The following is a 19560-nucleotide window of genomic DNA, read 5'->3' as shown; positions in this document are numbered from 1 at the left end:
CTCTCAACCAATAGTTAAAACAGTATATTTTAAAAAGGCCACCAGCCAGTCTTATCTAATTTTTTTTCGCAACTTTGCAACTGTAAAGCGTAGCTGTTTGCCCTACCGGAGACCTTATTCGCAACAGTCTTTAACCAGGCCTTTTTGTTATATGTTTTTCTTCGAAATCCGCCGTGACCTTCGTGATAAGCCAAATAGAGATTGTAGGCATCATTGGCCGCGATATTATTTTGTTTTTTGCTTTGCGCATTGTACCAGCCAATAAAATCAATGGCATCGCCAAAGTTGTCTCGGCTCACCCAGCGATTTCCACTCGAATCTTTATACCAATCCCAGGTTGTACTCTTCGCCTGAGAATAACCATACGCAGAACTCACTCTTGGTCCAGGAATAATCCATAAAATTTTACGACGCGGCGGTTTCGCTTTCGCTTTGAACCTAGATTCTTGATGAATAAAAGCCATCATCACCGGTATCGATGCACCCCAATTATCATTTGCGGATTTAGCCGCTTTATACCAATGCTTTTTTTCTTCAAATATTTGGCAAAGATTATTCATTGTGCGTGGAGGAGAACTCGCACAAGCGCTTAACAAGAAAATGATAACTAAGAATGACAAAAACCGAAAGCCAGGTCGGTTCCGGCTTACGCAAGAAACAACTAAGATAGGCTTTTTTAAATTCAAGTTCCCGCTCATTATCCCTTCGCATCCGAAAATATTATTTATTTGGACTTGTCAGACATCGCTATTCCCCTAACAAATCCAACAATGCGGCCTCGTCGACAACTGGAATACCTAGTGCTTCGGCCTTAGAGCGCTTTGAACCGCCCCCGGTTCCCGCAATTAAAGCATAGGTTTTACTCGACACGCTACCGGACACCTTGGCGCCAAGTGTCAACAATTTATCTTTAGCTTCATCTCTTGATATTGACTCTAAAGTACCCGTAATAACATACGTTCGCCCGAGCAAGGGCAACGAGCTTGCGTCAACCTCAATGTCGTCCCAATGAACTCCCACCGCCCGTAACTCATTTATAATTTCTATATTTTCATTTTGTTGAAAAAACTCTTCAATAAAATGCGCGACCACCGGGCCAATATCATTAATCTCTTGAAGTTTATTCGCGTCTGAGGCCATTATCGAATCCAAATTTCCAAGCGCATTGGCGAGATTCTTGGCAGTTGTTTCCCCTACCTCTCTAATACCCAAGGCAAATAGAAAGCGCGCCAAGGTAGTTGATTTGCTTTTCTCTAAAGCATCGACAAGATTCTTTGCAGATTTTTCTCCCATTCGCTCCAAATCTGCAATCGTCGCCACCTCCAACTTATAAAGATCAGCAACTGAGCCAATTAATTTTTCGTCGACAAGCTGCTCAACGATCTTGTCTCCCAAGCCGTCAACATCCATTGCGCGACGTGAGGCAAAATGACGTATCGCTTCTTTGCGCTGCGCCTCACATATTAGTCCGCCGGTACAACGTGCTACAGCTTCGCCAGGAACAGTCTCAACCGGCGAATTACAAACCGGGCAATGAGTTGGAAATTCTACAACGCGAGCATTTTTGGGGCGTTTAGTTTTTACAACAGAAACAACCTTCGGAATAACATCTCCAGCTCTATTGATAATCACTGAGTCCCCGATACGAATGTCTAAGCGGTTGATTTCATCTTGATTGTGCAAAGTTGCATTCGACACAGTGACTCCACCAACAAATACTGGCTGAAGACGAGCCACCGGGGTAATCGCACCAGTCCGGCCTACTTGAAACTCGACATTCAACAATGTCGTTAATTCTTCCTGCGCGGGAAATTTTCGAGCAATCGCCCAGCGCGGTGCTTTTGATACAAATCCCAGTTTTTTTTGTTTATCAATCTGATTAACTTTATAAACAATACCATCGATATCGTATCCGAGTTTAGCTCTTTGTTTTTCTAGATCTTGGTAATATTTTAGGCAAGCACCAATATTTTTAGCAACCTGACTCTTATCATTTATTTTAAAACCCCAGGTTTGCAACGCTGCAAGAATATCACTGTGCTTTTCGGGTAGTTCGCCGTCTTCTACTAAACCGACACTATAAGCACACATCTCCAAACGCCTACTTGCGGTAATTTTAGAATCGAGCTGTCGCAAACTTCCAGCAGCCGCGTTGCGAGGATTAACAAAAACTTTCTGTTGATTTTTTTTTGCCGCTTCATTGATCTCATTAAAAACCGTAAGAGGCATATAGATTTCACCTCTTACTTCCAACACTTTCGGAAAGTTTTTTCCGCGCATCTTTAAAGGGATAGACGCGATAGTTTTGACATTCTGCGTAATATCTTCGCCAGTTTCACCATCTCCCCGTGTCGCTCCGCGCTCTAAGATTCCATTTACGTACAATAAACTCACGGCAATTCCGTCTAATTTTGGCTCACAGGCGTACTCAATATCGCCTTCAAATTTAAGCCTTTCTTTGATCCTCCGATCAAAATCCTCCAACTCTTGATCAGAGAAAGCATTGTCCAAAGACAGCATTGGCAATTCATGTTTTATTTGTTCGAAGGCGCTAAGAGGCTCACCTCCTACACGCTGGGTGGGTGAATCAGGAGAAATAAATTGGGGGTGTTTTCGTTCTAGCGTTTGCAACTGTTTCATCAAACGATCGTATTCCGAATCGGGCAGATCGGGCTCATCCAATACGTAATAGCGATAATTATGTTCGTTTAATGTTTCTTTGAGGGATAGGATCTCAGACAAAATTTTTGATTCGTCTGTCGTGGATATTTTTTTAGAAGGATTTTTATCTGCTGCTTTCTTCATTCGCAAGTAGGCTTTACACCATCACAGTTCAAGGTCAATTAAATTTGAAAAAAGGCGTGACAATTCTTGTTATACAAAACGCTTTATATTTAATTCGACCTAGTTTCGGCCTCGCGATAAACGCTTTCTCTCATATTCTTTAATTCGGCTCCGATAGTGCTCAATGGTTTGTTGAGTTAAAACACTTCGATTTTCATCTTTTAAATCACCACCGAGGTTTTGCGCGATTGCTCTCGCGGTACCCAGCATAGTCTCAAAGGCTTTTCCGCTATCGCCCTCCACGGGCAGCGCCAAAAATAAACTGATTCCTGGAGTAACGAAGGAATCCATCTCGTTAAGATCAAAAGTACCAGGCATCACAATGTTCGCCATACTGTAAAGTATACTGCCTTCGCCATTCGCTTCTGCATGATGATGAAAGACATTCATCACGCCAAAACGCATGCCTTGCGCAACAACCGTGTCAAGTAAATCTGGCCCTGGGAAATAACTCCCTTTTGGTGCAGTAACATTGATTACCAACACCAGATCAGGCTCTCGATATTCCTCTTCTAATTCCTCAAGCTCCTCGTCGAGTTCATCTTCAATCTCTTCTTCAATCTCGTCGTATACTTCCGGATTAGATTCGTGTTGATAGTTTTGTTGTTGAGAATGTTGTTCTTGGGCTTCGGCAGCAAATTGCTTCTGCGAACCTCTTCTCGGTTCTTCCATTAATGCTTCTTGAACGGCCTCTGGTTCAAGTTTTGTTTTAGCTTTCTCATCAGTATGAGTGTTTAGATTTGAGTTTTCTTCAACGAGATATTCTTTACCGGAAACCTTCTCCGCAAATAAAACATCTTCTATCTCATCTGGCTCTTCGTACTGATTTTCAAGACTTGTTGAGTACGCAGCCAAACCATCATCTTTTGCTGGCTGCTCGCTTGTTTCCTCGTCGTAATCACTCTCGTCAATATCGATATCTTGAAATTGGGGCTCTATTCTACCGTCTTCACCAACATCATCGATTAAGTCAATTTGCGGATTTTTATTTTTAGAGGGCCGCGCGTTCGTATTGGACGTCGAAGGCGATTTTTTTTCTGGCTTTGTTTCTTGAATCGATTCCATCAACATCGGAACCTGTTCATCTAAATTCAATGTCACTTGCTCGGGTATTTTATATGGTCGCCCGAGACGACTTAATTTATCTTTCGAGCTTTGACGAATTTGTCTGTTTAACTGTTTAGCATCATTTTCTTCACGGACGTCAACGACACGCGCGCCACCACTGGGTAATTCGCTGCCGTAATCTTCCAGATCTTCTTTGTTTGTACCTTGATGCATGCTCAAGGACATTCGCAATGAGGAACGCCGGTGCTGTCTCATACGTCGCAAACCGTCCAAAATAACGGCAACAATCAATAAAACAATGATGGCAGTTAACCACTCTCGCATAGCTTTTTCGAAGTCCTTTGTCGTATTCCAAATAGTTTAGTTATGGTGAAAACGAAATTAACTATTCACCTTTTTATTTTTATAGCAAATTTGCGTGTTACAAAACTATACCGCCGCAAGTTGGGCAGCTTCATCAACATCAACAGTAACCAATCGAGACACACCAGGCTCATGCATAGTTACACCCATTAACTGATTGGCAATTTCCATGGAAATTTTATTATGAGTAATATAAATAAATTGAACATTCGCAGACATCTCTTCAACCAATTTGGCGTAGCGGCCAACATTAATATCATCGAGTGGTGCGTCGACTTCGTCCAGCATACAAAATGGTGCCGGATTCAAACGGAAAATTGAGAACACTAATGCGATAGCCGTTAACGCTTTTTCACCACCGGATAACAGGTGAATGGTACTGTTACGCTTACCCGGTGGTCGCGCCATGATCGCGATACCGGTATCTAACAAATCATCTCCGGTTAATTCAAGCGAAGCACTACCGCCACCGAAGACTTTAGGGAATAACTCCTGCAAACCTGAATTGACCTGTTCGAAAGTTTCTTTGAATCGATTTCTTGTTTCATGATCGATTTTACGAATTGCATTTTCTAAGGTCTCAAGTGCTTCTTGTAAATCCGCATTCTGAGTATCCAGATAGGTCTTTCTTTCTGACTCAACTTTATACTCGTCGATCGCTGCCAAATTAATTGGTCCCAAACGCGTGATGCGATTCGCCATTTTTTCCAACTCTTCAACAACTTGCTCAGCCAGCACACCTTCAGGCATATCGGCCAGCACTTGCTCGTAACTGTATTCTTCTTGCGACAACTGCTGCGCATTGTTTTCACGTTGAACATGATAGGTTTGCGCTTCAATTCGCGCCTGCTCTAAGACCGTTCGAACAGATTGAACTTGTTGCTCGATTTCACTACGTTGCTGCTCGGCGCCGCGTAACTCATGCTCTACTGTCTCCATGGATTGGCGCGCAGTAGATAATTCAGCTTCGATGGTTAAACGTTTTTCTAATAAGGTCGCTAATTCTTCTTTATTGCTTTCTAAGGGCTCGATCAGTTCTTCAATACTAATCTGTAAAGTTTCTTTTCGTTCATGTAAGCGCTCAGTTTGCTGCTCTAAACGCGAAATACCTTGACGAATGGATTCTAATTGCGTGCTAACAGATTGGTAACGCATCGCCAGCTCATGACTTTTATCTTTATCATGCCGGGCTTTTTGTCGTGCTTTATCAAGGGTGCTACGGAATTGGTCGCGCTGATTCATCAAGCGTTCACGTTCGCCGCTATTCGATTCCATTTGTTCAATGGATTCTGCGAGCACACTACGTGCAATGCCCAAGTTTTCATTTTCTTGGCTCAGCTGCTCATTCGCATCATTAATGTCACTATCAGCGCGAAGTTTACGATTACGAGATTCTTCAATACGCACACGTTGTGCAGACAATTCTGAACGGACTTCGCTAATGCGCTTGTTTTCACCATCAATTTCTTGACGCTGAAAATGTTGTTGCTGCTCAATGTGTTTTTGCGAATCGCGCAACGATTCACTTTCCACACCCAATTCTTCGATCGCCGACTCCGTTGTCGAAATATCTTCGGCCAAATTTTCGAGCTCTTGTTTACGCTCGAGCACGCCAAAGGAAGCATCTTTTGATTTAGCAACACGTAACCAGTTAGAACCAATCCACAAACCTTCGCGGGTAACGATCGACTCTCCCGCCTCCAATTGCCCACGAATTCGCAATGCAGATGCTAAATCATCGGCAACATAAACCGCACCTAAAATACTCTGCAAATCCCAAGAGCACGTGACCTTATCGATTAATCGAGAAAATTTCTGATGTTCGGCGTGCTGTCCTTGCTGTTGTGTGTCCAGCAAAAACAAGCCACCTTTTTCCAACTCTCCGATAGCATTCGAAAGTGGATCGATTCCATTTACGCAAACCGCTTGCAGCGTATCGCCCAAGACGGTTTCTAGCGCAACTTCCCAACCTTCCGCCGCGCTAACCGTTTCCGCAAGACGGGGGCTGTTGGCGATACCTTGCTTTTCTAACCACTCGGTAACTGTCTTGCTAGACTCACCCATGGCAGCTTGTTGCAACGCTTCCAAAGACGCATAACGACCGCGCATTTGCTGTAAACGGCTTCGCTTTTCGTCAAGACTGCGTTGATTATTTTGGAATTGCTGTCGGGTTTCATCAATTTTTATTGTGAGGGCATCAAGTTCTTGCTGCTTATCTTCAACGACTAATTCAAGCTTCGCCAAATCTTCTTCAAGTGCTTCAGTGGAGTTATCGTCTTCTGTATCTTGGAGCTCACCTTGTTCTTGCTTTAACTTTTCAATTCTTTCGAGTAACCGTACTTGCACCTGTTCAATATGCTGAATACGCGACTGTTGAACTTCGGCAGCTTGCTGTGGTTTAGCAGCCGACTCATTAAACTCGTCCCACTCTGCTTGCCAGGTTTGCATAGCGGTCTCAGCGTTAAGCAATATTTCTGTCGAACTGAGCTCTTCGGTTTTAATATCATTTAATTCTGGTTCAATTTCTAACAGTTCCGCCTGCCAAGCCTCTGCCTTATTTTTATCTGCAGCTAAATTTTCTTCCGCCTCACGAGAATCTCTGCTCGTGTGCTCCAAATCTTGTCGCAATTGTTGATCGCGTTCTTGGGCATGCTGAATACTTTGTTCGATGCGTGCGATGTCACCACCAGCAGCGTAGTATCTGCCTTGGACTTCGTTGAAAGTATCGTTCAACTCAGTGTATTGAGCCCTTAGCTTTTCTATTCCAGAATCTTTACCAACTTGCTCAGTTACCAACGCTTCAATTTTTAATTCTAAATCAGTAATATTTTCTTTGTTGTTTTTTGCTTGATCATCAAGCTGTTGAATTTGTAACGCCAATTTTTGCGCTTTCAACCAGCGCTCTTCTTTCTTGTATTCAGAATATTTTTCAGCGGCTTTAGATTGTCGTTCTAAACGACTTAACTGGCGTTCCAACTCTTCTCGAATATCGGTTAAACGCTCAAGGTTTTCTAATGTTCTTTTAATTCGGTTTTCAGTTTCGCGGCGGCGCTCTTTATACTTTGAAATACCCGCAGCTTCCTCAATTGTTACTCGCAACTCATCGGGCTTGGCGTCGATCAATTTCGAGATCATGCCTTGCTCAATAATCGCGTAGCTTCTTGGCCCCAAACCAGTTCCTAGAAAGATATCGGTAATGTCTTTTCGACGACATTTAGTGCCATTCAAATAATAAGAATTCTGACTGTCTCGAGTAACCTTACGCTTAATTGAAATCTCAGAGTAGCCCGCATATTCACCCACGAGTCGCCCTTCATTATTGTCGAAGATCAGTTCAATGGATGCCTGTCCGACAGGCTTTCTGCCACCTGAACCGTTGAAAATGACATCGGTCATTGACTCGCCACGAAGGTTTTTTGCTGATGACTCACCCATTACCCAGCGAACTGCATCAATAATATTGGACTTTCCACAACCATTCGGACCGACAACGGCGCAGAGATTACTCGGGAAGGTTACATTGGTTGGATCTACGAAGGATTTAAAGCCCGCAAGCTTTATCGATTTTAGCCGCATAAACTACTTTCACTTAATATGATAACTATATGATTATAATGATTTTTATATTCTGGTCTAGACTGGTCTTAAAACTTGTTAGTAGACACTAGCAGCCCCAAAAGAGCAAGCCTAGGCTTGCCTAATAAGGGGCAGAATTTTACACGGTTGCAGGCGCTATTACACGCCTAAATAGAACGCGAGTTCTCAATGCAAAGGGAAGTTTTAAGGGACTTGAGAATCGACGAGCAGCTCTATAGTCGTCGAATGTGTTTTTGGATTAATAGGGCCTTCTATTTTCCGCCAATCGCCAGAACGAGCCTGAGCGACGCCTGCTTTTGACACCAGTACGCTGATTCCAACCTCATCAAAATCAGCTAGGCTGGGCATCCCAGGCGCCATCACTTGAGTTTCATCTAGCTGAACAATCGCTGGCAAATCCGCAACAGTTAAACGCTTGACCGCGAGCGGCGGCATTCCCGTTTTTTGCCAGGCTCGAGCATAAATGAAAACGGTTTCCGAGGGCTTGGCGTCGACGTTTTCCGCCAGCTTAACTGATATGTTCACGATTATTTTCGGTTCAACATTATCGCTTGAAGAAGGCTGCTCAGCGACGGCAAGCCCCGCCGCTATCATTTGTCGTTTTGCCTCGTCAATTGCACCTTGCCAGCTTTGTCTTCTTTGATCAGTCGCCGCCAGGTAAGGCATACCATTTTGCCAATAATCGATTGCTAGCTGAAATTCGCTCGACTGAAATGCGGTGATTCCGGCAAAACCAATCACTGTTGTGTTTTCTGGATCAACCTCAATGGCACGATCAAATAATTGTCTAACTTCAGGTGTAAATTGCCGACCAACAGCGACGTATAAAACTTGGGCCATTTCTGCAAGTACTTGCGGAGATTCAGGATGCTGTTCTAATATTTTTTGATATGAAGCGATTGCGAGTCGGTAGTCTTCCAACTCAAACGCCACCCTTGCCAACAGGAATTGGTTATTAAAATTTTCAGGGCGTTGCTGTAAGCGTTTTTCCAATTTTGTTTTCAGCTCAATGGCCGTCGCTATATCTCGAGACTCTCCGCCACTTGATTGTACTGAACGTTGATACTTTTCATTTAAGCGTTCGATTTCTATGTCCGCTTCAAAACCCAACATCCAATATATCGCCAAGGCTGCGATTGGCAAACTTATAGACACAGCGATAATTGACCAGCGACTAGAAGATTTTTTGACTTCAATATCAACAGCGTTTTCGAGATTATCCTGCTCAAATTGCAGGGTGTATTCTTTTTTAAGCTTCTCGTAATGCTGTGGAGTAATTGCACCGCTATCCAAGTCTTTTTGGATATCGTCTAAATGCTCATTATACAAATTGAGGTTAAGCTCCACCCTATTCGCATCACTGGCATATTGCTTATCTTTACTTTTTGAGTGAGACAGTAAAGGCCATATGACAAATAGGATTGCAACTAAAGAAATTGCCGCAAACCACCAATTAAAATCGGTCATAAAAATATTCCACAAACCACTAGGAAATTAAAAATCTAAAAAAATAAAACCTACGAAATTTTATTCGTCATCATCATCTGGTTGGCGCTTTAACAAAACGCTTATAAAGACAAGCAACGCAATTAAAAACAACGCAACAGGACCCAACCAAAGCAAATAGGTAGTGGCTTTAAATTGAGGCTTATATAGTACGAACTCGCCGTACCGACTCACCATAAACTCTATAATCTCTTGATCTGTTTTGTCTTCAGTGATCAAGCGATGAAGCTCGCGTTTAAGATCCTCCGCCACATCGGCATCAGAACCCGCCAGGTTTTGACTCACACATTGGGGACATCGAAGATCATGGCTAAAGCGGATAAAACGTTCTCGATCATCATCATTATCGAACGGATAATAATCTTCGGCGCTTGCAGCCTGAGCTACTGCTACCACTAAAATTAACAGCACTTTTAATGAAATGAATTTTATTGGATTCATAAATTTTCTATCAGCGGTAAAAATTCTTTTTTCCATACACGTTCATCCATAACGCTGACGCGCTTATGAATTATGGTGCCGTTTTTATCAATCAAAAAGGTTTCTGGATAACCCGTCACACCCAGATCAAGGGCAAGGCGCCCTTCCTCATCAAAAACACTGAACTGATAGGGATCTCCCTTTTCCGACAGCCATTTTCTTGCCGCTTCAAGGTCGTCTTTGCCATTGATGCCGAATATTTTAACGCCGCTTTCGGCTAAACTAACTAAATAAGGATGTTCAATACGACAAGGCCCGCACCAAGTAGCCCATACGTTAATAAGAGCATAGTCTGGGGTTTCAATATCATTATTAGTAATCATACGCTCTGTATCTGCGACGGCGGGCAAACTAAATGCGGGTACGCTTTTACCCAACAATGCCGAAGGGAACGCTTCTGGATCGGTACCACGTACCTGCCACACCATGACAGCAAAGCCGACAAAGATAATTAATGGTATAAAAAGTTTTAATCGATTCATGAGGAACGTTACGCTTTAGACTGCGGAGAAACTGTTGAACGTGTGTTTGATATTTTCGCGAGATCCCCTACCAAAGAATCTGCTTTGCCTTGCTGCGCTGTTGATAGGATTTTTTCTTGCCGAATCTTTTTAATCCGATACCGCTTATCTACCAAAGACATAAATCCGCCCAGCGCAGTAATCAAAAAACCCAGCCACATTAATTGCATAAAGGGTTTTACATATACCGTTAAAGACCAAGCGCCCTCATCAAAAGGCTCAATCGCCTCATTCAGCGCGACATAAAGGTCGCGAAATAAATTTGCCTCCAGCGCCGCTTCAGTTGTAGGTGTGCCTGTGGCGAGATAACGGCGTTTTTCAGGATGAAGTGTTGCTATTAATTTTTCATCTTCATACACGAAGATCGTGGCTTTCATAGCGATGTAATTTGGCCCACGTACTTCTTCGACGCCATTAAACTGATAACGGTGCCCAAACAACTCTTGGCTTGAGTTAGGCTTCAAAATGATGCGTCGCTCGACATCATAAATTGACGTTAAACCAGCAGACATAAATACTATCGCGACGCCGATATGCGCAATGATCATACTGTAATAGCTGGTTTTCAAACTGCGTAAACCTTGCCAGACTGTCGGCGCATTTCGAATCTGCTTTTTCACGCTGTAAATAGATACGCTTACAATCCAAGCCGCAACAAAAATCGTCAACGCGCCACCGAAGCTATATTTATCGCCGTAAAACAATGGGAATACCACCGCAATAACTAAACTAATCACCACCGGATGGAACAAATATTTTTTAAATACTTCAGCACGGGTTTGTCGCCATTGTGTTAAAGACGCTACAGCCATCAACAAACACAAAGGCACCGTTAATAAAGTCCAGAAACGATTAAAATACGGCGCACCAATTGAAGGTTTCCCCCAATCAAATGCGGTGGCGATGATTGGATATAAGGTACCAATTAACACAACGGCTAGCAGCAAACTAAAAAGGATATTATTCGCTAACATAAACGTTTCGCGGGCTGACACTTTAAAAGCAGATAGACTGGCGACATTTGGCGCACGTATCGCGTAAAGAAGTAATGATCCGCCGATTACAAAGCCGATATACATTAATAAAAAATTACCACGCTCTGGATCGTAACCAAATGCGTGAATCGATGACACCACGCCCGAGCGAGTAATAAAAGTCGCCAGCAACACTAAACTAAAAGTGCAAATGGCTAGCAATATAGTCCAAGTTTTAAAAAGTCCGCGCTTCTCCGTCACTGCTAAAGAATGCAGCAGCGCGGTACCCGAAAGCCACGGAAACAAAGAAGCATTTTCCGTTGGATCCCAGCCCCACCAAAACCCCCAACCTAATTCATAATACGCCCACCAACTTCCCATGCCGATTCCTACGGTCAAAAAAGCCCAGGAGACATTCGTCCAAGGTCGACACCAACGAGCCCACGCACTATCCATTTTTCCAGACAACAAGGCGGTAATCGCAAAAGCAAAGGCAACAGAAAAACCACTAAAACCTAAATACAACAAAGGCGGATGCATGATAAAACCAATATCTTGCAAAAGCGGATTTAAATCGCTGCCTTCGAGGGGGCTACCGGGCAAAATTCTATCAAAAGGATTTGAAGTCAACAGCGTTAATAATTGAATGCCCACCGCTAACAAAGCCACGATTGACAGCACGCGCGCATGAATAATTAGCGGCAAGCTGCGCGCAAAAATACTAACGGCAAACATCCAGCAGGAAAGATAAAAAAGCCACAGCATGAGTGAGCCTTCGTGACCACCCCAGGTCGCCGTTAACTTGTAATGTAAGGGTAGTAAAGTATTTGAATGGTTCGCAACATAGGCTACGGAAAAATCATCTTGAACAAATGACCAGATGAGCGTTGCTAGAGCAACGCCTGTAAAAACAAAAACGCCCGCAGACATCGAGCGGCCGGACAACATCAAGGTCTGATTATTGGTGTAGCTACCCAGCATCGGCAGAACGACTACCCCGACAGATAGGCACAACGCAATTATTAAAGAAAAATGTCCTAGCTCAGGAACCATAATCTAAACCCTCACAAACCTTTTGGTATTTCCCTTCGCTCTGAACAGTGTCAGCAATCTCCGGCGGCGTATAATTTTCATCGTGTTTTGCCAGCACCTCAGTCGCCACCAAATGTCCGGAGTCGTTCATTTTTCCGGTAAGCACAACGTCTTCACCTTCGGCGAACAAGTCGGGTAAGGTTTCTTCGGTATCAACAATTAGATTCGCTATGCCATCGGTAATAGTAAATCGTTTATGGAAGCTGTTTGGCGTTCGAACCAACGAGCCAGGAACGACGCACCCACCTGCGCGAATAATTCTATCCGTTGGAATTTCCGCACCTACAATTTTCGAAGGCGCATAGAACAAACTGATGTTGTCACGTAATGCGTAAGTAACAAGGCCTGCAGCGCTGCCTGCAAACAATACAATAAACAATACGAATATGAGCCTTTGTTTTCTAACCGGATGCATGTGCTAAACCTCTAAATGCAGAACATTTAATTTCTAGTGCGCGGCACACTAAGAATTTCTAGATTGATTCAATAACTGGATGCGTTTTAGCTTTGCGATAATTCTTTTCTTCCCAATCGTTGGCGCCATCGCTAGCAAAAACAACACTACGAAACTAACGCCATAACAAAGCCAAACATAAAAGCCATGATCACCCATGGCTAAAAAATCTTGTAAGGAATCAAATTGAAATTTCATTTTTAATCAATCTCTACGTGTAATATTTTTACTGTACTTGTTTTAATTACGCTTTCTTCAAACTGGACTCTAATTGCTTGCGCTAACAATTTCATTAACCCACTGTGTTTTTCGTTCCCGATGTAAAATTTCTACTCGCAAAGATTTAATTAATAACCAAACATAAAAAACATAAAAACCGGCAATCATAATCAACAGGGGGTAAAGCATCGAAGAATGCATTGACGATTCTGAAGTTAACTTTAAGGTTGCTGGTTGATGGAGTGAATTCCACCAATCTACAGACCAATAAATGATAGGGATGTTCACCATTCCTACCAGAGACAAAATGGTACTAAAGCGATCAGCCATCTTTTGGTTTTGGTAGCTATTTTGAATAGCAATAACGCCCAAATATAGAAACAGCAATATAAGCGTAGAAAGCACTCTCGGATCACGCCATTCCCACCAAGTCCCCCATGTGGGTCGCCCCCACACTGCGCCGGTAAACAAGGCCAAAAAAGCCAAGGTAGCACCAATAGGCGCAGCACATTTCACCACCATATCCGATAACTTCATTTTCCAAATCAGTCCAATCGCGCCGCCAATTGCCATCACGTAGTAACCGGCCATGGATAAGGCAGCCGTTGGTACATGTATATAAATCGCTCGGAAAGAATTCCCCTGCTTTGCATCCATCGGCGCAAAACCTAGCCCCCATATCACTCCTACCGCGATCAAGATAAAGGAAATAAATCCCAACCACGGTGTCCACTTAAGGCTTTTCTCATAAAACCATCGTGGTGAGCCCAGGCGATGAAACCATTGCCAAGCCATTCAAACTCTCCTAACCGTTAATACTAATTTTGATTGCGCTAGCAGTCGCTAACGGTGCAAGGCCCATCGAAAGAGCTGTAAAAGCACCCAAAATCGCTAACAAGCCACCAAAAGGTAAGCCCTGTATAGCGTTAGTAACCGCTCCGGTGCCGAAAATTAACACGGGTATATACATAGGCATGATGATGAGCGAGATTAACACGCCACCCTTACGTAACGCGACTGTTAGCCCGGCACCAATACCACCAATCATACTTAAAGTAATGGTGCCAATAAGCAGCGAAAGCACTAGAGGTAAATAGCCCTCTGCGGGCAAGGATAACCACATCCCCAAAAGTGGAGATAGCAAGGTTAGCGGTAGGCCTGTCGTTAACCAATGAATAAACACCTTGCCAAAAACAAGTAAATACAGCGGTTGAGGGCTGACAAGCAATTGCTCCAAAGTACCATCGTCGTAATCACTCCGGAACAGCGTATCCATCGACAACAAAGTGGCTAGTAGCGCCATAACCCAGATCATGCCTGGGGCCAAACGAGACAGAATGTCGGGGTCAGGGGTGACACCCAAAGGTATCAGGGCGATAGCGATTAAGAAGAAAATCAGCGGATTACACATTTCGCCAAGATGACGATAGGCAATGAGCAAATCTCTACGTACCGTGGCAGCAAAAGCGGAACTCAAACTCGGAGAAGTGTCCACTTCAGCTGATATCTGTTTATCAGAACTTGCGTATACAGGCGAAGCGCTCATTTACCCGCACCCATAAAGTCCAACAAATTCAGCAACTTAACCTGATCTATTCCGAGATCTTGATGAGTAGTAAGGATAATCACTCCTCCTCCCCTCACATGCTCTAACATTCTTGAGCGCAAACTTTCCACACCAGCGATATCAATAGCAGTAAAGGGTTCATCCAATATCCAAACAGGCGCTCGACTTAAGTAAAGTCGAGCCAGAGCAACTCTCCGCATCTGCCCTGCAGATAGTGTGTAGCAAGGGACATCTTCGTATCCTTGCAATGAAACGGACGCTAAGGCATCTCTGATAACTGCAGGTTTGGAGCCACTAACAATGCCGCCTGACATACCGATAAACCAATCGAGGTTTTCGGTCGGCGTTAGCGAGCGCTTTACTGCAGGTAAATGGCCAATAAAGAGAAGATTATTGCGAAAATCGAAGAGCACGGTTTGGAGGTTCTGATTCTTCCAGCTGATACTTCCTTCGTAATCAGATGAAATTCCAGTGAGAATTTTTAATAAGCTCGTTTTTCCAGAGCCATTGGGGCCCTGTACCTGGATTATATCGCCAGCCTCTATCTCGATACTGAGATCACTAAACAGCTGTCTGTCGCCCCTCTCGCAGCTGACATTTTCTAATTTAAGCGCCAAATTGTTCAAAAATTATTCCGCTTCCAATATCAACATTAAATGGAGAAAAGCATAGACACTGATCAAAGTAATCAAGGCTGTGGCCGTTATAGTAAATAACGGGCGATTATACAGAGACCAGAGTGCTAAGTTCACCACCAAAGTCGCGAAAAGACATGTAAATTCAAGGCCTAAAGTTAATCGGTTTGGAATCCAGCCAAGTGGCAGGCTAAAAAATACACTTGCGCCTATGGCACCCATCATTGCTCAAAGGCGTGAGGTCAACAAACCAGCAAAACTGCAAAAATTCTCGAATCTGCAAGACTACTTAGTTATTCACTTTCCTGGGATTACGACTTCAAAAGACATGGCCATTGACCCTCCCTCCTCAACCTTCCCCCAGCCCAGTAAATTATTAAGCTCCCAGCGGGACGCTCAGCTCGCTAGCTTGAAGGTTGAAGCAGGAATTCGTATCCAAGGCACAGTGGATGCGTTAATCAAGCAAGTTGCACCGCTGACCTCGCATCAACGCAAAATTATATTCAATACCGAAGGCCCTAATAGCAATGGGCGACCCAACACAGAAGCGAAGCTTTTCAGCAACAACCCTATAAATAACAAGTCTACAAATAACAACCCTATAAACAACGATTTTATAAGCACCGATCTTAAAACTTTAGCGACCACAACTAAGTTGTATTTGGCTGAACTCGAATTAAAAAACATTCGACAGCTCGTGATAACAAACAAAGCATTAAAAGCAGGCGAATTTGTCAGCGTTAAACGAGCGGCTAACAATCATTTGCAGATTGTCGACAAAGCTGCGCACAACAATCTAACGAAAGAGTTAAATAAGCCCCGTAGTTCGCAGAATAAAGACATCGAGCTAAAAGATTTTTTTACGCAAAAACAAATTGGCAATATTGTCGGCTCGCTTAGGGAAGCACTACCCAAACAGTCCTCTTCGAGTCAACTTATCGAGTTAGCCAAAACATTGAATGCTCAACCCAAATCCGTTCTAGACAAATTATTCAACAGTCAGCAAAAAAGTATTTTAGCAGAGCTGGGTCGTTTAGCACGAACACCTACTGAACTCAAAAACCCTCAGACATTAAAACAGGCGATCAATAATAGCGGCGTTTTTTTAGAGAACAAAATTAATCAGAAAGTTATCTCAAGCCCTTTGCTAAACGAAAAAAATTTAATCCCCGCGACCAGGAAAAATGAGACCTCCGGTTTTACCTCTACCAATTCTTTAAAATCGAATAACACACTGATAAAGCCTTTTGGTTTAGATCCAGAGAATAATAGAGGTCAAAATAAATCTCACATACATTCGAATCGACAACCAGGTGTCGAGAACAATCCTTTGAGAAAAAATGTACAGCCCAACCAAATAGACCGCGTTATTAAACACAAAAACATTATTCATAAAAATACGCAGGTCAACATATCTGTCGACGTCTCCAGAATAACCACCAACAACAAACATACCCACGTTGAAAAGTTACCGTCAAGTCCGCAATCAATTCCCCAGCAAAAAAATATAAACGAAGATATAAAAGGTTTGTCATTATTGGCAAAGGAGATTTTTTCCGGCTTACCAATTACATTAGATAACGCGACACTAAAAAATCATAGCCAAATCATTAGCGCCGCCAACAGTTCAAGTCTAGAAAAGATGCTTAAACCTTTCTTACAAAACATCTTGAATACTGACACTCTCGAAAAAACCAACAAAGAAAACTCAGGCAATAGAACTGATCAGACTCTTCAACAACAACTGTTAGCGCAACTTAGAAGTAATGTCAGCAATACCCTCGCCAGAATTCAGGTTCTGCAAGCACAATCGTTAATGACGAAAGCAACAGGCGCAGATACAAACCTACCGAATACACCACAAATTCAAATTGAAATACCTGTGCAATATCAAAATGCTGTGCATCAAGTGGGTATAGATATAGAAGAAGATTGGTTACCCGAAGGTGGATCGCCTGAAGAGGAATCGAAAACTAAACGATGGACCGTGATGTTAAGTTTTAAACTTCCTAACAAAGGGGAATTTTACGCGAAGCTTCGCGTTATTGAAGAGACTGTTTCCGTTCAATTTTGGGCGGATAAAACCGAAACACTAGATCTAGCAAAAAAAGATATCGCACATCTTTATAACGATTTATCGGCACAAGGGGTAAAAGTCGAAGAGATACAATGCGTTACGGGAAAACCACCGAATACAAAGACAAAACTGAATTATTCCCTTGTGGACGTAAGAACATGAATCTTACAGAACTTACTAACCAAGAAATAAGGCAAGCTGTCGCTCTATTTTATGATGGAGAAAATGCACCAACGGTTAGCGCAAAAGGAGATTACTCTGTAGCAGAAGAGATTATTAGAGTTGCTCAGGAACATAACGTGCCGATTTGCGATAATCCCGAGTTGGTAGACTTGCTGATGAACCTGGAATTGGGTGATTCTATTCCTGAATCACTTTACCTTAGTATCGCGTATATTATTGCGTTCGCTTATAAACTAGATGGAAAAAACCCTTAGAGAATTTTTATCGCTCTAAGGGTTTTTCATAAATTATGCAGGCGTTTTTAACTTACGATAAAAATCGTCTGCTAACTCGCCTTCAATAGCAGCAGGTTTGGTTAGTTTCGATACGATTGGAATCACAAAAATCGGCACTAAAGTAGTGAAGTATGCAGGAATATCGGTTTCTGAACTGATAAACAGTTGATTTATAATCCAAGAAATTAATCCAAGCGCATAACCTGATGCGATACCCCAATACACAGCTTGTTCCGTTGTCGATCGCATATAGAAGATATAGGTGATCGCAATAGCTGGAGGAACTACCATCGCGTAGCCGAGTAACAACCAATCAAGAACTGACGCCGTTCCAATATAGGTTCCAAAAATATAGGCGATTCCAGCGGCGATTAAACCGTAAATAACTGCCGTTATTCGATAAGATTTTAACTTGCGATTGGGAGTGTAATCTTTCGAACCGGGAATCCAATCATTCACAAACATAGTAGAGCTTGCCAATAAGATAGGACCGCCGGAAGAAATCAATGCTGCCAAAACTGCCGCTAAAGCCAGACCACCAAATAAAGCACCAGTGTCCGTCGCAATTTTTGTAATGCTGTTATAACTACTAATACCTTCCGCGGTACCGTATTTCGCCAACGCTTCTATACCGATTAAGGCCGCCAAAAAAGGCATGATTGCGGCGATAACACCTGCCAACAAAAACGCGGGTAACAAAATATTTTCTCGTTTCGCGGAACTAGAATAGTTCACGTAAACGGAAGCGGCAGGAGTATGGATGGTTGCCGAGAAAAACATCGCAATAATCGGAAACCAACCTAGGCCGATAATACTCCACCAACTCGCCGAATCTTTTCCATCTTTAATTAGTGCCGCATTGGCTTTTTCAACAACTGAATCCCAACCGCCGAGCTGGCCCATTGCAACGATACCTACGCTCGCCAAACCAAAAATAATTACAAAACAGTGAATGACATTCGTTAACGCAGTCCCTTTTAGTCCAGAGAATGCAGTTGAAGAAATAATGACTACCGCACCGATTAGAATTCCTACTCCCAGCGGGATGCCAGTAATATTGCTAATAATCACACCAATTAATAAAGGTTCGATCACGTTCACAACCAAATATTCTGTTTGAACACATAAACTGGTCAACACACTAGAGCGTGAGCGACCGAAGCGCTTAACGAATAACTCACCAATTGTCGTCAAACCGAGGCGACGGTAAGGAACCGCAAAAAATATCCCCACCAAAGCCAACGCGAGAAAGGTGGTAATGCCGTACCACACATTCCATATACCGGTATTCATTACGTCACCAGCAACACCATAAGAACCAGCACCACCAATCCGTGTACCTGCAATTCCCGCGGCAATGAGCAAAATACCCATACCGCCACCACCTGTTGCCCAATCGGCAGAACTTTTATTTCGTCGCGCCAATAACGCGCCAATGATAGTGACAACACTTAAGTACCCCAATATTGTCCAGGTTGATGCATTCATGTTTTACCCTTAGCTTTTTTTAATTCAGTTATTTTGAAAAATGGTCAATTCGATAACATTAATTATCTGCATAAAAAAATAAAAACCTACATAGTTTTTATTGAAATGAAAATTTGATTTAGATTTTCGATTTAAAAACAGAAGGGAATTCAATTTTTGAATCAGGCAGATCAAATTATTATATGTGTGGAACTTTCTCTTCGAACTTCGTCGTTAT

General features: G+C 42.9%; 16 protein-coding genes. 2 read left to right on the top strand and 14 right to left on the bottom strand.

The features are described from left to right. Positions 1–29: 29 nt before the first annotated feature. The 13 genes from ACYUCY_RS17335 to ccmA all read right to left on the bottom strand — a co-directional run bounded on the left by ACYUCY_RS17335 (position 30) and on the right by ccmA (position 15311). Entirely contained in the window at positions 30–698 is a 669-nt protein-coding gene (locus tag ACYUCY_RS17335) for a transglycosylase SLT domain-containing protein (protein WP_460227792.1), read from the bottom strand. A 49-nt stretch (positions 699–747) separates the two neighbouring features. After that, on the bottom strand, positions 748–2805 hold the full coding sequence (gene ligA / locus ACYUCY_RS17330) for an NAD-dependent DNA ligase LigA (protein ID WP_460227791.1): 2058 nt from the start codon (positions 2803–2805) through the stop codon (positions 748–750). A 99-nt stretch (positions 2806–2904) separates the two neighbouring features. Next, the gene (gene zipA / locus ACYUCY_RS17325; RefSeq protein WP_460227790.1) at positions 2905–4236 is read right to left on the bottom strand and encodes a cell division protein ZipA; all 1332 of its coding nucleotides are present in this window, start codon (positions 4234–4236) and stop codon (positions 2905–2907) included. Between the two features lie 105 nt (positions 4237–4341). After that, positions 4342–7851, bottom strand: coding sequence for a chromosome segregation protein SMC (gene smc / locus ACYUCY_RS17320; protein WP_460227789.1), 3510 nt, complete (start codon positions 7849–7851; stop codon positions 4342–4344). 204 nt (positions 7852–8055) lie between these two features. Continuing rightward, positions 8056–9339, bottom strand: a complete 1284-nt coding sequence (gene ccmI, locus ACYUCY_RS17315) for a c-type cytochrome biogenesis protein CcmI (protein ID WP_460227788.1) — start codon at positions 9337–9339, stop codon at positions 8056–8058. Between the two features lie 60 nt (positions 9340–9399). Then, positions 9400–9855 carry a cytochrome c-type biogenesis protein gene (locus ACYUCY_RS17310; RefSeq protein ID WP_460227787.1) on the bottom strand — a complete coding sequence of 152 codons (456 nt, stop codon included), beginning with the start codon at positions 9853–9855 and terminating at the stop codon, positions 9400–9402. Further along, positions 9816–10340, bottom strand: a complete 525-nt coding sequence (locus ACYUCY_RS17305; protein ID WP_460227786.1) for a DsbE family thiol:disulfide interchange protein — start codon at positions 10338–10340, stop codon at positions 9816–9818. Before ACYUCY_RS17305 ends, ACYUCY_RS17310 begins: the two co-directional genes overlap by 40 nt. 8 nt (positions 10341–10348) lie before the next feature. Further along, on the bottom strand, positions 10349–12406 hold the full coding sequence (locus ACYUCY_RS17300) for a heme lyase CcmF/NrfE family subunit (RefSeq protein WP_460227785.1): 2058 nt from the start codon (positions 12404–12406) through the stop codon (positions 10349–10351). Next, entirely contained in the window at positions 12396–12860 is a 465-nt protein-coding gene (locus ACYUCY_RS17295) for a cytochrome c maturation protein CcmE (RefSeq protein ID WP_460227784.1), read from the bottom strand. The genes ACYUCY_RS17300 and ACYUCY_RS17295 overlap by 11 nt, the downstream gene beginning before the upstream one ends. A 48-nt stretch (positions 12861–12908) precedes the next feature. Then, positions 12909–13097 (bottom strand): heme exporter protein CcmD, encoded by a 189-nt coding sequence (gene ccmD, locus ACYUCY_RS17290; protein WP_460227783.1) that lies wholly within the window; start codon positions 13095–13097, stop codon positions 12909–12911. 69 nt (positions 13098–13166) lie between these two features. Further along, positions 13167–13913 carry a heme ABC transporter permease CcmC gene (gene ccmC / locus ACYUCY_RS17285; protein WP_460227782.1) on the bottom strand — a complete coding sequence of 249 codons (747 nt, stop codon included), beginning with the start codon at positions 13911–13913 and terminating at the stop codon, positions 13167–13169. Between the two features lie 10 nt (positions 13914–13923). Next, entirely contained in the window at positions 13924–14664 is a 741-nt protein-coding gene (ccmB, locus tag ACYUCY_RS17280) for a heme exporter protein CcmB (protein WP_460227781.1), read from the bottom strand. Then, positions 14661–15311: a cytochrome c biogenesis heme-transporting ATPase CcmA gene (gene ccmA, locus ACYUCY_RS17275; RefSeq protein WP_460227780.1), complete on the bottom strand. Its 651-nt coding sequence runs from the start codon at positions 15309–15311 to the stop codon at positions 14661–14663. Before ccmA ends, ccmB begins: the two co-directional genes overlap by 4 nt. A 220-nt stretch (positions 15312–15531) precedes the next feature. Between ccmA and fliK the strand changes: the two genes are divergently transcribed. Next, entirely contained in the window at positions 15532–17559 is a 2028-nt protein-coding gene (gene fliK, locus ACYUCY_RS17270) for a flagellar hook-length control protein FliK (protein ID WP_460227779.1), read from the top strand. Beyond that, complete coding sequence (locus ACYUCY_RS17265; protein ID WP_460227778.1) at positions 17556–17834, top strand: EscU/YscU/HrcU family type III secretion system export apparatus switch protein; 279 nt, start codon at positions 17556–17558, stop codon at positions 17832–17834. The genes fliK and ACYUCY_RS17265 overlap by 4 nt, the downstream gene beginning before the upstream one ends. A 33-nt stretch (positions 17835–17867) precedes the next feature. Here the strand turns inward: ACYUCY_RS17265 and ACYUCY_RS17260 are convergent, their stop codons facing one another. Further along, the gene (locus ACYUCY_RS17260) at positions 17868–19343 is read right to left on the bottom strand and encodes a sodium:solute symporter family protein (protein WP_460227777.1); all 1476 of its coding nucleotides are present in this window, start codon (positions 19341–19343) and stop codon (positions 17868–17870) included. Positions 19344–19560 lie beyond the last annotated feature (217 nt).

Source organism: Aurantivibrio infirmus (genome assembly GCF_054767315.1).
This window is presented reverse-complemented; position numbering and strand designations above follow the sequence as displayed.

Bases quoted from the DNA above. Each gene is read 5' to 3' on its own strand.
- ccmB (WP_460227781.1), bottom strand. From the start codon at position 14,664: ATGAGCGCTTCGCCTGTATACGCAAGTTCTGATAAACAGATATCAGCT.
- ligA (WP_460227791.1), bottom strand. From the start codon at position 2,805: ATGAAGAAAGCAGCAGATAAAAATCCTTCTAAAAAAATATCCACGACA.
- ACYUCY_RS17300 (WP_460227785.1), bottom strand. From the start codon at position 12,406: ATGGTTCCTGAGCTAGGACATTTTTCTTTAATAATTGCGTTGTGCCTA.
- ACYUCY_RS17265 (WP_460227778.1), top strand. From the start codon at position 17,556: ATGAATCTTACAGAACTTACTAACCAAGAAATAAGGCAAGCTGTCGCT.
- fliK (WP_460227779.1), top strand. From the start codon at position 15,532: ATGGCACCCATCATTGCTCAAAGGCGTGAGGTCAACAAACCAGCAAAA.
- zipA (WP_460227790.1), bottom strand. From the start codon at position 4,236: ATGCGAGAGTGGTTAACTGCCATCATTGTTTTATTGATTGTTGCCGTT.
- ACYUCY_RS17260 (WP_460227777.1), bottom strand. From the start codon at position 19,343: ATGAATGCATCAACCTGGACAATATTGGGGTACTTAAGTGTTGTCACT.
- ACYUCY_RS17305 (WP_460227786.1), bottom strand. From the start codon at position 10,340: ATGAATCGATTAAAACTTTTTATACCATTAATTATCTTTGTCGGCTTT.
- ACYUCY_RS17310 (WP_460227787.1), bottom strand. From the start codon at position 9,855: ATGGAAAAAAGAATTTTTACCGCTGATAGAAAATTTATGAATCCAATA.
- smc (WP_460227789.1), bottom strand. From the start codon at position 7,851: ATGCGGCTAAAATCGATAAAGCTTGCGGGCTTTAAATCCTTCGTAGAT.
- ccmC (WP_460227782.1), bottom strand. From the start codon at position 13,913: ATGGCTTGGCAATGGTTTCATCGCCTGGGCTCACCACGATGGTTTTAT.
- ccmI (WP_460227788.1), bottom strand. From the start codon at position 9,339: ATGACCGATTTTAATTGGTGGTTTGCGGCAATTTCTTTAGTTGCAATC.
- ACYUCY_RS17295 (WP_460227784.1), bottom strand. From the start codon at position 12,860: ATGCATCCGGTTAGAAAACAAAGGCTCATATTCGTATTGTTTATTGTA.
- ccmD (WP_460227783.1), bottom strand. From the start codon at position 13,097: ATGAAATTTCAATTTGATTCCTTACAAGATTTTTTAGCCATGGGTGAT.
- ACYUCY_RS17335 (WP_460227792.1), bottom strand. From the start codon at position 698: ATGAGCGGGAACTTGAATTTAAAAAAGCCTATCTTAGTTGTTTCTTGC.